This is a genomic window from Eubacterium sp. F2 (assembly GCF_046244355.1).
GTDB lineage: Bacteria > Bacillota > Clostridia > Peptostreptococcales > Anaerovoracaceae > Aminicella.
On sequence record NZ_CP176393.1, the window covers coordinates 2,333,366 to 2,348,204 of the forward strand.

General features: G+C 49.2%; 15 protein-coding genes and 1 pseudogene. 3 read left to right on the top strand and 13 right to left on the bottom strand.

Going from position 1 to position 14,839, the window contains the following annotated elements; translation table 11 throughout:
• Window positions 1–14: 14 nt before the first annotated feature.
• The 4 genes and pseudogenes from ACI77B_RS10230 to ACI77B_RS10245 all read right to left on the bottom strand — a co-directional run.
• Window positions 15–1,535 (bottom strand): glycine betaine ABC transporter substrate-binding protein, encoded by a 1,521-nt coding sequence (locus ACI77B_RS10230; RefSeq protein WP_409336713.1) that lies wholly within the window; start codon window positions 1,533–1,535, stop codon window positions 15–17.
• Window positions 1,532–2,173 (bottom strand): ABC transporter permease, encoded by a 642-nt coding sequence (locus ACI77B_RS10235; protein WP_409336714.1) that lies wholly within the window; start codon window positions 2,171–2,173, stop codon window positions 1,532–1,534. Before ACI77B_RS10235 ends, ACI77B_RS10230 begins: the two co-directional genes overlap by 4 nt.
• On the bottom strand, window positions 2,170–2,817 hold the full coding sequence (locus tag ACI77B_RS10240) for a CBS domain-containing protein (RefSeq protein WP_409337732.1): 648 nt from the start codon (window positions 2,815–2,817) through the stop codon (window positions 2,170–2,172). Before ACI77B_RS10240 ends, ACI77B_RS10235 begins: the two co-directional genes overlap by 4 nt.
• A pseudogene (locus ACI77B_RS10245) lies at window positions 2,815–3,303 on the bottom strand (ATP-binding cassette domain-containing protein); the annotation flags it as partial. The gene ACI77B_RS10240 and the pseudogene ACI77B_RS10245, both read right to left, overlap by 3 nt.
• 427 nt (window positions 3,304–3,730) lie before the next feature.
• Here ACI77B_RS10245 and ACI77B_RS10250 point away from each other — a divergent pair.
• A complete protein-coding gene (locus ACI77B_RS10250) occupies window positions 3,731–4,645 on the top strand; it encodes a ribonuclease Z (protein WP_409336715.1) in 915 nt (304 codons plus the stop codon).
• A gap of 117 nt (window positions 4,646–4,762) precedes the next feature.
• Here the strand turns inward: ACI77B_RS10250 and ACI77B_RS10255 are convergent, their stop codons facing one another.
• The 5 genes from ACI77B_RS10255 to ACI77B_RS10275 all read right to left on the bottom strand — a co-directional run bounded on the left by ACI77B_RS10255 (window position 4,763) and on the right by ACI77B_RS10275 (window position 8,495).
• Complete coding sequence (locus ACI77B_RS10255) at window positions 4,763–5,053, bottom strand: DUF2325 domain-containing protein (protein ID WP_409336716.1); 291 nt, start codon at window positions 5,051–5,053, stop codon at window positions 4,763–4,765.
• 32 nt (window positions 5,054–5,085) lie between these two features.
• Window positions 5,086–5,289 (bottom strand): hypothetical protein, encoded by a 204-nt coding sequence (locus tag ACI77B_RS10260; protein ID WP_409336717.1) that lies wholly within the window; start codon window positions 5,287–5,289, stop codon window positions 5,086–5,088.
• A 302-nt stretch (window positions 5,290–5,591) separates the two neighbouring features.
• Window positions 5,592–7,745 carry a ferrous iron transport protein B gene (gene feoB, locus ACI77B_RS10265; protein ID WP_409336718.1) on the bottom strand — a complete coding sequence of 718 codons (2,154 nt, stop codon included), beginning with the start codon at window positions 7,743–7,745 and terminating at the stop codon, window positions 5,592–5,594.
• A 301-nt stretch (window positions 7,746–8,046) separates the two neighbouring features.
• Entirely contained in the window at window positions 8,047–8,268 is a 222-nt protein-coding gene (locus tag ACI77B_RS10270) for a FeoA family protein (protein ID WP_409336719.1), read from the bottom strand.
• Between the two features lie 14 nt (window positions 8,269–8,282).
• Entirely contained in the window at window positions 8,283–8,495 is a 213-nt protein-coding gene (locus ACI77B_RS10275; RefSeq protein ID WP_409336720.1) for a FeoA family protein, read from the bottom strand.
• Between the two features lie 425 nt (window positions 8,496–8,920).
• Here ACI77B_RS10275 and ACI77B_RS10280 point away from each other — a divergent pair, with 425 nt between their 5' ends.
• The gene (locus ACI77B_RS10280; RefSeq protein WP_409336721.1) at window positions 8,921–9,925 is read left to right on the top strand and encodes a hypothetical protein; all 1,005 of its coding nucleotides are present in this window, start codon (window positions 8,921–8,923) and stop codon (window positions 9,923–9,925) included.
• Between the two features lie 194 nt (window positions 9,926–10,119).
• Here the strand turns inward: ACI77B_RS10280 and ACI77B_RS10285 are convergent, their stop codons facing one another.
• Window positions 10,120–10,824, bottom strand: a complete 705-nt coding sequence (locus ACI77B_RS10285; RefSeq protein WP_409336722.1) for a pentapeptide repeat-containing protein — start codon at window positions 10,822–10,824, stop codon at window positions 10,120–10,122.
• A gap of 473 nt (window positions 10,825–11,297) precedes the next feature.
• On the opposite strand from ACI77B_RS10285, the gene ACI77B_RS10290 reads away from it, so the two are divergent.
• Entirely contained in the window at window positions 11,298–11,675 is a 378-nt protein-coding gene (locus ACI77B_RS10290) for a metal-dependent transcriptional regulator (protein WP_409336723.1), read from the top strand.
• A 126-nt stretch (window positions 11,676–11,801) separates the two neighbouring features.
• Here ACI77B_RS10290 and pfkA read toward each other — a convergent pair whose 3' ends face one another.
• The 3 genes from pfkA to ACI77B_RS10305 all read right to left on the bottom strand — a co-directional run bounded on the left by pfkA (window position 11,802) and on the right by ACI77B_RS10305 (window position 14,822).
• Window positions 11,802–12,779 (bottom strand): 6-phosphofructokinase, encoded by a 978-nt coding sequence (gene pfkA, locus ACI77B_RS10295; protein ID WP_409336724.1) that lies wholly within the window; start codon window positions 12,777–12,779, stop codon window positions 11,802–11,804.
• A 202-nt stretch (window positions 12,780–12,981) separates the two neighbouring features.
• On the bottom strand, window positions 12,982–13,917 hold the full coding sequence (locus ACI77B_RS10300) for a transketolase family protein (protein ID WP_409336725.1): 936 nt from the start codon (window positions 13,915–13,917) through the stop codon (window positions 12,982–12,984).
• Between the two features lie 62 nt (window positions 13,918–13,979).
• Window positions 13,980–14,822 carry a transketolase gene (locus ACI77B_RS10305; RefSeq protein ID WP_409336726.1) on the bottom strand — a complete coding sequence of 281 codons (843 nt, stop codon included), beginning with the start codon at window positions 14,820–14,822 and terminating at the stop codon, window positions 13,980–13,982.
• Window positions 14,823–14,839 lie beyond the last annotated feature (17 nt).

Consider the following 14,839-nt stretch of genomic DNA (forward strand, 5'->3'; position numbering starts at 1 on the left):
TTTACCCAGCCTTCTTAATGAATCAGTCCCTTCTGTTTCAGGAATTTCTCTGCGACTTCATCTGGTGTCTTTCCTTTTACATCAACCTGATACGTCATGTTCTGCATATCTTCTGTGGATATTTTTCCATTCAGTTCCTGCAGAACCTCCTTCAGCTCCGGCGCCTTCTTTTGAAATCGCTTATAGGTGCTGTCTTTCACATAATAGGACCCGTTATACTCCGGGAAGAAATGTCGGTCATCTTTCAGAATGACCAGACCGGCCTTTTTATTCAGTCCATCTGTGGCATATACCTCTGTAATCTGAAATGCGCCATGCTCGATCGCATTGTATTTCAGACTCTCATCAACCGCCTTATACGATTTGAATTTCAGTCCGTAGTATTTTACAAACGGATAATATTTTGCGCTTCCTTCATGGGTAAAGAATTCATGCTCTGCGCCGAAGGTCAGTTTATCGGCAACCGGAACCAGATCAGAAATCGTCTTCAGGTGATATTTTTCCGCGATTCTCTTTGGAACAGCAATCGCATATGTATTATTGAAGCCGACTTTTCCTGTCATGGAAATACCATATCTCTGTTTTGACTGACGGTTCACATAGTCATACAGTGCCATATTCTCTGGTACGTCCTTTGGATCTTTGTGCATAAACGTAGTCAGCACCGTTCCGTCGTAACTGAACATCAGGTCACAGCTGCGTTTCTTTCCTTTCATAATTTTAAAATTGTTCACCTGCGACATTTCATCCTTGATGACCACATGCAGGTTTGTTTTGTCCTCAATCAGATCTTTTGCCATTCTGACCATGATCCGGACTTCACTGTAATTCCCGTCGTACATAATCAGTTCATCCGGGTTGATTTTCTGCCCGGCTTCAAACGGGATGATGACGACAAATGCCGCAAGGATCACAGCAAGGGTGCGTATGATGTGCGTTTTATCACTGTGCGTTTTCCGGATCTTTTTCTCACACAGGCTCATCAGGGAATCGAGGACGACGGCCATCAGCATCAGGACTGCCGTAGATCCTAGGACCATCTTCATATCGTGAATACGGATTGCCTGATACATGGCGTCTCCGACGCCGCCTCCCCCGACAAACGCCGCAAATACAGCCGTTCCGATCGCATTGATGACGGCGATGCGGATTCCGGTCAGTATTGTCGGAAAAGCAATAGGAAACTCTACCTGAACGATCCGTTCCATTCTGGTCATGCCGATTCCTCTGGCTGCTTCTCTGACTCCGGGATCGACCTGATGCAGTCCGAGGTAGGTGTTTCGCACAACCGGAAGCAGTGAATACAGGGTCAGACCGATGATTACTGTGAGTTTGCCTGCGCCGGCAACAATCATGATCAAGCCCAGAAGAGCCAGCGCCGGGATCGTCTGCAGAACGTCGACAACATGGAGAATCCATGGTTTTGCTTTCCTATATACATGTGCCAGGATGCCGAGCGGAATTCCAATTGCGATCGCCAGCACACTCGCCGCAAGGACCATAAACAGATGGTCTACAATGATGCTCATGCTCATCGATCCACCACCTCCTGCATTCCTTTCGGCGTCAATTTTTTCTGGAGAAGATCAATGACGGCTCCGATCGCAATCGCAAGAAGCGCTGCCGGCACTGCGCCCAGAAGGATCAGAGTGTTGTTATTTGAAGCTGTTCCCTGATAGATGAAGTCTCCCAGTCCGCCAAGTCCGATCATCGCCGCAAGGACGGCCCAGCTGACGGTATACACCGCTGCCATGCGAAGGCCGGCGACGATTTCCGGAGATGCGAGGGGAAGCTGCACCATGCGGAGCATCTGTCCGCTCGTCATCCCGCATCCCCTCGCGGCTTCGATGTACTTGGGATCGATATTCAGTATGCCTTCATACGTGTTCTTCAGTACAGGAAATATGGCGTATACTGTCAACGCAATCAGCACCGTAACCGGATGCATGCCGATGACCAGAAACAAAATTCCGATGAACGCCAGACCCGGAATTGTCTGAAATACAGAAACAACCGGAAGAATGACGAACGATGCGCGCGGGATCCTGGACAGCAGAATACCTCCGATTAACCCGATAAAGAATCCGCAGACCACAGAAACAGTTACGTAGAACATGTGCACGCCGATCGCTTTCAGCAACAGGTGCCCGTAAGTTGCCATGATAGTTCTCACGATTCTTCACCTCCCCAGAGATTTTCAGCGACAGAACGCGCTACACTGGTCTTGGTGATGATTCCTGCAATCGACTTATCCGGATTCAGAACAACGACATAATCCGCATTGGTATCCAGCAGGTAGTCAAAGCTCTCTTTCGCCTCTTCACCAACCTGTACCGTCCGTGCATCTGTTCGGATCAACGGCTCTACAGTCTCAAGATTCCTGCCCCAGTGCATCATATCACCGATTTTGATCGTTCCGATATACCGATTCTCATCGTCAACGGCAAGCAGAGAGTCAATGCTGTTTCTGGCCATCATTTCTGCACATTCCCGAACACCGCGGCTGCTTCGCACATACTTGACCTTGGTGAGCATAAAATCTTCAACCTTGGAAGGCTTCTGTTCTTCTGACACATGCTTCCCCAGGAAATCGCGGACCAGCCGGTTTGCCGGATGACGCAGAATCTCTTCCGGGCTGTCCATCTGGACAATTTCACCGTGATCGATGAAGACGATGATATCGGCAAGACGCAGCGCCTCATTCATATCATGCGTAACAAAGACGATCGTCTTATTCAGCCGCTTCTGCATATTCTTGATTTCAATCTGAAGCTCGTCTCTGGTCATCGGATCAAGTGCGCCGAACGGCTCATCCATCAGGACAACCGGAGGCGATGCCGCAAGCGCCCGTAATACGCCGATTCTCTGCTGCTGTCCTCCGGAAAGTTCCGAGGGATACTTATCTTTATATTTTTCCATATGGATTGACTCCAGAAGATTTTCCGAAATTTTATGACATTTATCTTTATCATATTTCAGCAGTCTCGGTACCACAGAGACATTCTGCTCAATAGTCATGTTCGGAAAAAGTCCAATCTACTGAATAACATACCCGATATGTCGTCTCAAATCAGACGGATTCATCTGGCTGATGTCCTGCCCGTCGATCAAAACTCGCCCTGAAGTCGGTGTGATCAGACGATTGATCATTTTCAGCGTTGTCGTTTTTCCGCATCCGGATTTTCCAATCAGCACAACAAATTTACCGTCCGGAATTGTAAAATTAATATTTTTGAGAATATGGTTTTTACCATAACTCTTACTGACATGTTCAAACTGTATCATTCCCGATCCCCCCCTCATAAAGCATATTTCATGCTGAAAAGAACAGACGGGTGCTCTGTCGCTCCGCCAGGAATGCAGAATCCATTTTCAGGCGGGACAGCTCACTCGCCGCAGCCTTTTTACAAAAAAATATCTTTAGGCTAATAAAAAGTATACAGAACATTCTCGTTCATTTCAATACCTTTCACGCTATCATCACAGAATCTTTTCACAATTTTTGCGTTTGCACGATAGTTCCGCGTTTAATATTTTTGATTTTCTTCCGCATGTTTCTCTGCATAATGTGCAGAACATCATCCGCATAGTGCAATGATTTACAGACAACCGAAAAAAAGTTACAATAGACATATACAGAGAAATAGAGATGCAAAAATTACAGTATGCCGGATGCCGGCATGCTGTACAGCATCAACAGATAAACAAAAGTACAGGAGGAATGATAATTATGATTGATGTCTGCCTGCTCGGGACAGCCGGCATGGTTCCGCTGAAGAATCGCTGGCTGACCTCTTTTTATATTACATCCGGAGGACACAGCATCCTGATTGACTGCGGGGAAGGAACGCAGATTGCAATGGCGGAGGCGTCCTGCCGTCTGAAACCGATTGATACAATCTGTCTGACCCATTTTCATGCCGATCACGTTGCAGGCCTTGCCGGTCTCCTTTTGTCCATGGGAAACGCCGGACGCACCGAGGACGTCACAATCATCGGACCGCCGGGCCTTGCCAATCTTCTGCAGTGCCTTCTCGTCATCGCGCCGATTCCGTTTAAAGTGCTCGCCTGCGAGACGGACGGAAAGGCAGAGACGGAGCTGAGCTGCGGAGATATGCAGATCGAAGCCTTTCCGGTACAGCATGTGATCCCGTGCCTCGGGTATCAGATTTCCCTGCCGCGCGCCGGAAAATTTGATCCTGAAAAAGCAAAGGCTCTGAATATTCCTGTACGCGCCTGGTCTGTGCTGCAGAGCGGCGAACCGGTAAAAATCGGCGATCAGCTCTATGAACCGAAGGATGTACTTGGACGCAGCCGGCCGGGACTGAAGATCGTCTACTCCACAGACACCCGCCCGTGTGATTCGATCATCCATTACGGAAAAGATGCAGATCTGATGATTCTGGAAGGCAATTACCCGGACGATGAGAAAATCGAAAAAGCAAAACAGTGGGGACACATGACATTCGCAGAGGCTGCCGGACTCGCAGAAGCAGCAGACGCAAAAGAGCTCTGGCTCACCCACTTCAGCCAGAGCATTACCGATCCAAAGGAATATGAGTCCAACGCGACGAAAGTTTTCCCGAATGCCAGAGTCGGCGTTGACGGGCTGAAGAAGACGCTGAACTTCAGAGATGAAATATAATTCATGAACATGTTAAAAACGGACGGGAATCCTTGGTCTTAATAACCCTGTTTCCCGTCCGTTTGCCTTGTATACACAACCCCACCGTCAGGCAATCTTGTATACTCACTATTACTTTTACATTGTTATGTTTACTTTATCCTGAAGGATATTTCTGAGCGCGCTGGCAGAACTGCTCGGAGCATGGATAATATCGACGCATTCTTCATCAATTGCCGCAACTGCAGCCCTCACCATCTTATGGGACATGGTGCTCGTAAACATGACGAGCAGATCCGGATTTCCAATCCTCCCTTTCAGCCCGCTCTTAATTTTGGTAAAGACTTTAGCACTGCAGTTATGCTCTCTGCAGATATCTGCGTACTTCCGTTCCATACGTTCGTTTCCGCCTAAAATAACAACACTCACGAAATACCTCCTGTTCCGGCGCAGATTTCTCTTTACTCTGATCCGCGCGCATTATTCTGCATCCGGTCTGCCTCTTTTTTCTGCAGATCTTCCGCCATCTCATTCAGTGCCGCGCAGGTACCGCATTTGGTCCCGTCGCAACCGCTGCATTTCCCGGCATTCTTGATGGAATGGCGAAGCGCCAGCAGAAACAGCACAGCAATTACAATTATAAGGATTACTACAACAGGGTTCATCTCCATACCTCCAAAGACCGAAAACACACGATTTCCGGATCCTTTCACATTTCATTTCAACTGTTCACATCCAGATTTTACACTAGATTGACCGATCTTCCTCCGAAGACATTTTTATAATACCCCGCCGCCCTTTGGTTAAACATATCTAACTCATATTTTTTATATTACCGGGCAGACAGATGCCAATTATGCATCCGGTCCGCCCGGCGCAAGAGATGAAATCGGCAGATTCCATCCGATTAACCTTGCTCAGTTCCATTTTGTCCCTGAACAGGGATTAACCGCAAATGTATGACGCTTTACTTCACCGCCGGCTCTCCGTCAGGGATGCTTCCGGCCTTGGATTTAGAAGGTCTGCGGAATACACAGAACGCGATAAACGCAAGAACCGCTAAAGCCCCGGCCTGTCCGATGCCGAACTTGACGCCGTAAATCAGCCATGCCCCCATCTGGTAGGTGATAAAGGACATCATGAATCCGACCAGGAACTGGAATCCGACGGTATACCAGCCCCATTTCTGCTCTCCCTGTTCTTTAAACGCAGTAACCATCGCAACCAGGCACGGCGGGTCGAACAGGTTGAACATCAGGAAACTGAAGGCTGCCAGTGTAGCAGACGGAACTCCAGGGCCTGCGAAGATCGCATGCATTCCGACTCTGCTTGCCTCGCTGAATCCTCCGAGCAGGGCCAGTGTGGATGTAGCCTGCTCTTTTGCAGCGAATGCGGAGATTGCAGCAACAGTTCCTTTCCAGCTTCCGAAACCGAGTGGGATGAAGATCCAGTGCAGTGCATGTCCGATGGCTGCCAGCATGGAGTGGTCCATATCCACCATCTGCAGGCGGAAGTTGAACGACTGGAGGAACCAGAGGATGACCGTAATCGAGAAAATGATCGTTCCGGCCTTCATGATGAAATGCTTGGCGCGGTCCCAGGTATGAATCGCCACACCCTTGACGGTCGGCAGATGGTAAGCCGGAAGCTCCATGACGAACGGAGCCGGATCACCGGCAAAATACCCGACTTTCTTCAGTGCAATACCCGCAAGAACGATGACCGCGATTCCAAGGAAGTACATCGCAGGAGCAATGAACTTGGATCCCGGGAAGAACGTCGAAACAATAACACCAATAATGGTCAGTTTCGCGCCGCACGGAAGGTATGTACACAGCATGATCGTCATTCTCCGGTCGCGTTCGTTTTCAATCGTGCGGGTTGCCATAATTGCCGGAACACCGCAGCCGGTTCCGATCAGAATCGGCACAAAAGATTTTCCAGAAAGTCCGAACCTGCGGAACAGACGGTCCATGATAAACGCGACACGCGCCATATACCCGGAGTCTTCCAGAAGCGCCATAAAGATGAAGATCAGCACCATCTGCGGAACAAATCCGAGTACAGTTCCGACGCCGCCGATGATTCCGTCAACCAGCAGACTCTGCAGCCAGGCCGGAGATCCGATCGCCTTCAGTCCGGCGTTCGCAGCATTGGTGATGTACGTTCCAAACAGCGTATCGTTGGTCCAGTCTGTCAGCCAGCCGCCCAGTGTAGAAATGGAAATGTAATACATCAGGAACATGACGCCCGCAAATATCGGGAGTGCCAGCCAGCGGTTGGTGACTACCCGGTCAATACGGTCAGACAGGGTCATATTGCCTCGTGCCCTCTTCTGATGAACTGCGTCATCCACAACTTTCTGGATGTAAGCGTAACGCTGATTGGTGATAATGCTTTCTGCGTCATCATCCATCTCTTTCTCACAGTCCTGAATATGCATGTCCAGGTGCTTCATCAGAGGTTCATCCAGCCCCAGCTCTTCGATGACTTTCTCATCGCGTTCAAACAGCTTGATGGCGTACCATCTCAGATTATTCTGATCGACAAAAGGTGAAACAGACTCCTCGATATGTGCAAGGGCATGCTCGACGCTTCCGGCAAACACGTGCGGCGCTTCTCCAGACTGGTGACGTCTGGCAATCTCGATGGCCTTATTGACCAGCTCCGTTCCTCCCTCGCCTTTCAGCGCGCTAATCGGGACGACCGGACACCCAAGCTCTTTTGCCAGCTTCTTCAGATCCACACGGTCACCGTTTTTCTTTATCAGATCATACATATTCACTGCAATAACAGTCGGAATGTGTAAATCCAGGATCTGTGTCGTCAGATAGAGGTTTCTCTCGATGTTGGTACCGTCGATAATATTGATAATGGCATCCGGTTTTTCATTTACCAGATAATTTCTGGAAACCACTTCCTCCATCGTATATGGCGACAACGAATAAATTCCCGGAAGGTCCTGAATAATCACATCCTTATGACCCTTCAGACGCCCTTCCTTTTTCTCAACTGTAACTCCGGGCCAATTTCCGACATACTGCGTGCTTCCTGTCAGATCATTAAACAGGGTTGTTTTTCCGCAGTTTGGGTTTCCGGCCAGCGCAATCTTAATTTCCACGCGCTGATTCTCCTTTCTTTCTCATGCAGGCTGAATGAATGTATGAATCGAAATGCTGTCGTTCACAGCTTTCTGCGTGTCATTCCGCTGATCCCAGAAGTGTATCTTCTTCTGCGATCTTTCGCGATTCGTTTATATGCCGCTGATTTGCGTCCGCGGCGCTTTCCTTTTTGGAGTTCAATTTACTTACCGCAAGTTAATCATATCTTACTAACAGTGAAAAAAATTTAACTCCACTCGATCTGCATCAGCAGTTATATCATCTGTTGATTCTGCCTGTACAACGTCAGTGCCGCACAAACTACTCAACAATGATGTTCTCTGCCTCAGCTTTTCTCAGGGAAAGCTCATATCCCCTCAGGTTCACCTCAATCGGATCGCCCAGCGGCGCGACCTTTCTGACCATGACCTTAGCGCCTTTAATCACGCCCATGTCCATGATTCTTCTCTTGGTCGGACCGGCACCAGTGATTTTTACAACGGTTGCCGTCTCTCCGATCTGAAGATCTTTCAATGTTTTCATCTGACTTCCCCCTTCTAGACAAGAATACGGTTTGCCATGCTGCGATCCAGAGCGACACGGCTGTCCTTCACCTGGATTATTACATTGCCTCCCATTCTGGAGATAATTGTAATATCACCATCGACGACACAGCCCAGCTCGGACAGATGCTGGCGCACCTTATCACTGCCGGTAATCTTCTTGATTTTTACCCTGTCTCCCGGATTCATCATTGTAATCGGTATCATCGATTTTCCTTTCCAGACACCGCAGCTTAACGGTATCTCCTGTCTTGATTTTTCTGCATCGAAAAACACAGGTTAAATGCCTCTGCTTTTCATTAGCGATGTTTAACATATATTAGTTTAATGGAACTAACTGCACTTGTCAATCCTTTACATGAAAATTTCTTCATATAACGATCATAAAAGAAGTCCTACAGACAAAAATAACCGCGCAAAGAAGGAAACCTGAACGCTGCCCTCCCCCGGCAAGACAGGCAGAGCCGTGAACGGAATCTCCGCAGCTATCTTACAGAGAAAGCCATCCCGTGCTGCCTCCCTGCGACAGCTGTTCACACTGCACAGCATACCTCCGCTCTTCTTGTACAACCTATCAGTATGTAGTAAAATAAAGAATAAACAATCTCAATGTCTAAAAAAGGTAAAGTACAATGTTGAAAATTACGAAAGCAATCACGCGCATCAGCACGGAAAACAGCACTGGCAAAGGAAATAAACTGAACGCGGTTTCTCTGATCTTCGCCGCCGCAATCCTGCTCGCCATGGCAGCCGTCTCTGAAGGCATACATGATAAAGAAGTCATCTTCCCGGAAATTGCCGCAATGGCCCTTGGCTATTTAATTTCTCCGAGACAGCCCTGGCGTGTCACGTCTGTCCGGATGTTCATTCTGATCAGCTGCTGTGCCTGGTCCGGACTTCTGATTGTCCTCTATGTGCCGCTTCCGCTCTGGTATCAGATCATCCTTGCCTTCCTCGTCAGCCAGATCTTCTACCTTTTCGGCGGAACGACCATGGCACCGATCATCAGTGCAGCAGTCCTGCCGGTCATCCTGCAGACACACAGCATCGTCTACCCGATTTCTGCGTCTTCCCTGACCCTGGGCGTCATCATCCTGCATGAAATCCTGGTCAGAACCGGGAAACGCATTCCTGCCGTCTTCACACCGGCTCCTGCTCCGGGCAGAAATGACCTGGTCAGTGCCGGAAAGCGCATCGTCACCGTCATGCTGTTTGCCTGGATCGCCATCAACGCAAAATTCCTGTTCATGGCGGCTCCTCCGATTTTGGTTGCCTTTACAGAATTCACCAATCCGAAAAGTCCGGCAAGGCGGCGTCCTCTTGCGGTTTCCCTTTTGATCACTGCCTGCGCCATGTACGGTGCTTTCTTCCGCTTCCTGATCATGGACACCCTGCATCTGCCGCTCACCCTCTGTGTGCTCTGCGTCATCATCTGCAGCTTCCTGACCATCAAGCAGAGCAGCCTGTGGATCCCGCCTGCCGCTGCCATGGGCCTGCTCGCCATGATCATCCCGGACAGCCAGGTCCCAACCTTTACCCTGCAGGTATTCTGCGGCATTGCCATCCTCATGGGAATTGCCATCGCCTTCTTCCAGGACAAAAATAAACCATCCAAGAAGGAACAGCCTGTCAGATAATACACTATTTTCCCTTACTGCGAGGTAATAGATAGAAGGAATAAAATTAAACAGAATACAGACTGCCGCTCTGGATAACAAACATTATCCCGGAACGGCAGTTTATTAATTACCAGGCTTACAGAAGAAAGGGTTGTTCTGAAGCTGACCGATCTCGTGTATACTGCATACTGCCAGTCAATACTCATTATTTCCTAATAGGCCAGCGCTTCTTCCGGTGTCAGCCAGAAATAAATTCCCGGCGTGGACTCCAGCCAGCGATTTTCATCGAACGTGTCGACATGCACCCAGCACCCTTTTTTATAAATGAAATTCGGGTCTGCCAGCGCGCAGGTCTCTTCGAAGCTCTGGGTCCCGTCAAAGGTCTTGATGGACAGCACTTTGGCCTTGCTGCAGCGCCCGGCCCTGGTAGTCGCCATGACACGCTTGGCATCGGCCGGAATGAGCAGCTGCACCAGCGTATTATTAAAGCATTTCTTATACCCGACAAAAGGGCCCGTTTCCGGGCAGGCCATCCGGAAGAACTTCGTGTTCTCATCATCGACAATCCCCTCAACCTGAGATCCCTCGAGCTGGGCGGCATAGATGTCCGCAGCTTCAATGTGCATGCCCCGGAGATCATCCCATCTCAGATCCGTTCCGTGCATGGTGCAGCCGCGAAAGCTGGCGTCCTTCAGGCTGACTCTGCGGAAACAGGCGTTGGACAGGTCGCTTCCGTCGAAGCGGGTCCCCTCCAGCCTGCAGTCAGTAAAATCCGCCCACTTTAATTCCAGTCCGGATAAATCCCGGCCGGACAAATCCATATTTAAAAAGACCATCTCATTCATGGGAAGCAGTTTTCCGTCTTCACGTTCTTTCAGGCGCTTTTCCAGTTCTTCCATCGATATTTCCGTTTTCATCAATCATCACAACCTTCCTGCGGAAGAAATTCAGATTCATCTGCTCGATTTCATTGACTTTAACTATCTATACTATATTATAGTCCGGCAGCAGCAGGAAAATCTACGGTTTAACGATGAGAACGATAACTCTCTTCATTAACAAAGAATATTATGCGGAATGTCGGAATCTCCCGCCTGTTTCCGGACGCAGCAGTCTCTGGCTTCATCTGGATCACTCACAGTAAATATGGGAAAGTATGGTACAAATCCGGAAAAAATGGTAATATATAGAGTATACAATCTTAATTGATAGCAAGAGATGAATCAAAGATGCAATGAAACTGCACGAGATGGCAGACCTGTTGCGTATGCGGCAGAATACGCGGATACAGCCTTGCCGGATCGTGTTTTGTCATGAATAATTTTCATCGGCAGATGAGGGAAAGGAGACCAGGGAACAGCTCAGCACACTGTTTTCCTGAAACAAGCATATGGGAAAAGTACGTAAATCGGCAGAAGATTATCTGGAAGCTATTCTGATGCTGCATAATGAGCACGGATACGTCCGCTCTGTAGACATCGCGAATCAGCTCGGCGTCACCAAACCGAGCGTATCTTACGCAACGCGCCGTCTGAAAGAGGAAGGACATATCCATATGGATAAGGAAGGCATGATCCACCTGACGGATTCCGGCATGGAGATTGCCAGCAACATCTATGAGCGCCACCGCGTTCTTACTTTCCTGTTCGAGAAGATCGGCGTCGACCCGAAAATTGCGAGAGACGATGCCTGCCGCGTAGAACACGACCTGAGTGAAGAGACGTTTGACGCGCTGAAAAAACATATGAAACAGTTTGAGGAAGCATAAGGCTTCTTTCATGCAAAAACCCGTCCGGACCTGATGCCCGGGCGGGTTTTCTCTATTTCATCCTTATGACTGGCTTTTCCTGCTGCCGGCTGACCGGCATGGCCGAAGCGCCGTGTCCGGCCGGCCTTAAAGAGCCAGATCTTCCATAATTCCTTCCATATAGGCAGGAACGGATCCCTTCATCTGCAGCGCTTCATGGATGTCATAATCGACGTAATCGTCTTTTTTCATTGCAATCACGCGATTTTTCCCGCCATCTTCCAGAATATCCACGGCCATCGCTCCCATTATGGAAGCAACGACCCTGTCCCGGCAGGTCGGACTTCCGCCTCGCTGAATATAGCTGAGGACAGTTTTCCGGATGCTGATGCCACTGTATTCAGAGACCTTCTCTGCGATCTGATCGACAGTGCCGGCACCCTCGGCATTTACAATGATGTTGTTATTCTTTCCCCAGGCGCGGTGTTTTAAGATTTTTTCGGCGACCTTTTTCTCATTGTGGTCAAAGGTTTCCGGGATCAGGGCCTGCTCGGCGCCACAGGCCAGACCACACCAGAGGGCGATATATCCGGCATTTCTGCCCATTACCTCGATCATACTGCACCGTTCATGGGAACTGGCCGTATCCTGAATATTGTCGATCGCCCTCATCGCCGTATTAATCGCGGTATCAAAGCCGATGGTATAATCGGTGCAGCCGATATCTCCGTCGATCGTCCCCGGTATGCCGATTACATTCAGTCCCAGCGCCGCCAGCTTTTCCGCCCCCGCAAAAGAGCCGTCTCCACCGATGATCACCAGAGCATCGATTCCATGTTTACGGCAGATATCGACCGCCTTCTGCTGGACTTCCGTCTCCGCAAACTCCGGATAGCGCTCTGTTTCCAGAATCGTGCCGCCGCGCTGGAGAATATTGGAAACATCATCCGCCTCCATGTCGATGATTTCCTCATTGCAAAGCCCAAGGTATCCTCTGCGGATTCCTTTTATCTTAAAGCCTTTTACCAGGCCGCGCCGGACGACGGCCCGGATAGCCGCATTCATGCCCGGCGCGTCACCGCCGCTGGTCAGTACACCAATTGTTTTTACCTTTTCCTCTGCCATAATGCTCCTCCCCGGCTCATTCCTCTGAGCCGCACAACTCTCTCATCTCCAGATAGAGAAAAGGAGCCGGAACTCCTATCCGGATATTCGGCTCCTTTCCTTGTGTTTGGTATGGGATTATCAGGAAATTTCTTTTTTCAGTTTCTTACTGGCGAAAAATGAACGTTTCGTTCATGTGAGATCCGCCCTTGATGTTAGTATTCTATTTCAGCAGTTCTTCTGCTTTTGCAACGATATCTTCTACCGTGATGCCATTCATGGCCAGCAGTCTCTCATAAGGAGCAGACTGACCGAACTGATCCTGGATGCCGACCTTCCGGACGACTGCCTTTCCGCTCTCGGCGACGACGCTGGAAACCGCGCTTCCGAGTCCGTTGATGATGTTATGATCCTCAACAGTGACGATCTTTCCCGTCTCTTCAATGGCCTCCATAACGGCGTCCTTATCCAGCGGCTTGACCGTGTGGAAATCAAATACCTTTACGGACACGCCCTTTTCTTCCAGCTTCTTCGCGGCATCAATGGCCAGTCTGACTGTATCGCCGTTGGCGATGATTGTGACATCTTTTCCGTCCTGGATCTTATGCGCTTTGCCGATCTTGAAATCTGTGTCTTCATCATAGATTACCGGAATCGCATCTCTGGTAAATCTCAGGTAAACCGGTCCATCCATCTCTGCGGCAGCCTTTACCAGCTTCTTTGCTGAAACATAGTCAGCCGGCATGATGACCGTCATGTTCGGGAACGTAGTCAGGACACCAAAGTCCTCGATACACTGATGGCTGGCACCGTCATTGGCCGGTGTAACGCCGCCGTGAGAGCAGGCAATTTTTACATTCAGCTTCGGATAGCAGATCTCCTGACGGATCATTTCTGCCATTCTCAGGGATCCGAATACTGCGTATGTGACGACAAAAGGAATCTTTCCTGTCGTTGCAAGACCAGCAGCTACACCTGCGCAGTTCTGCTCTGCAATTCCGACGTTCAGGTACTGGTCCGGCAGCTGTTTTCTGAACTCTGCCGTTCTGCAGGACTTTCCGATGTCCGCATCAACAACATAAATATCTTTATTCTGTTTTCCCAGTTCTACGATCTCTTCGCCGAAACCGTTGCGGGTTGCCTTCATTTCCGTGCTCATTCTGTTTCCTCCAATATGATTAATCCTCAGGTGAACGCTGAATTTATCTGGCCGATGCCCGGCTATGCAAGCTCTGCGAGCTGTTCATCAAGCTCCTTCATTGCCTGAGCATACTGCTCGTCATTCGGAGCAACTCCATGCCAGTCGCACTCATTCTCCATGAAGGATACACCATTTCCTTTAACTGTATGTCCATAAATGCACTTCGGCTTACCATTCTTCGTCATGCGGATGCGGTCCAGAACATCTACAATCTGCTCCATGTCGTTTCCATCGATCTCATAAGTTTCAAAACCGAACTGCTCAAAACGCTTACCCAGATCCATATTCGGCATAACTTCATCTGTAATGCCGTCCAGCTGCAGGTTGTTTGCGTCGACAAATACGATCAGATTGTCCAGTTCATATTTATGAGCAGTATTCGCAGCCTCCCAGATCTCGCCTTCCTGGCATTCTCCATCGCCGACAACGACGAAGACTCTGTAATCTTTCTTGTCTTTCTTTCCCGCGATGGCCATTCCTACGCCGCAGGCCAGTCCCTGTCCGAGAGAACCGGTGGAAATATCAATGCCCGGGCACTTCTTCATATCCGGATGACCCTGGAGAATGGATCCTTCTTTTCTGAGTGTATCCAGAACAGACTCATCAAAGTATCCAAGCGTTGCCAGAGAAGCATACTGAATCGGGCAAACATGACCTTTTGATAAAATGAATCTGTCTCGGTCTGCCCATTTCGGATTTTTCGGATCCACGTTCATTTCGTAGAAATAGCAGGCTGTAGTGAAGTCCGCTGCGGAAAGAGACCCGCCCGGATGGCCTGACTGTGCCTTATAGATCATCGTGATGACCTTCTTCTTCAGTTCCAGGCACTGTTTTTTTAATTCTGTAATATTCGCCTTTTTCATTTCCCATTCTCCTTTTC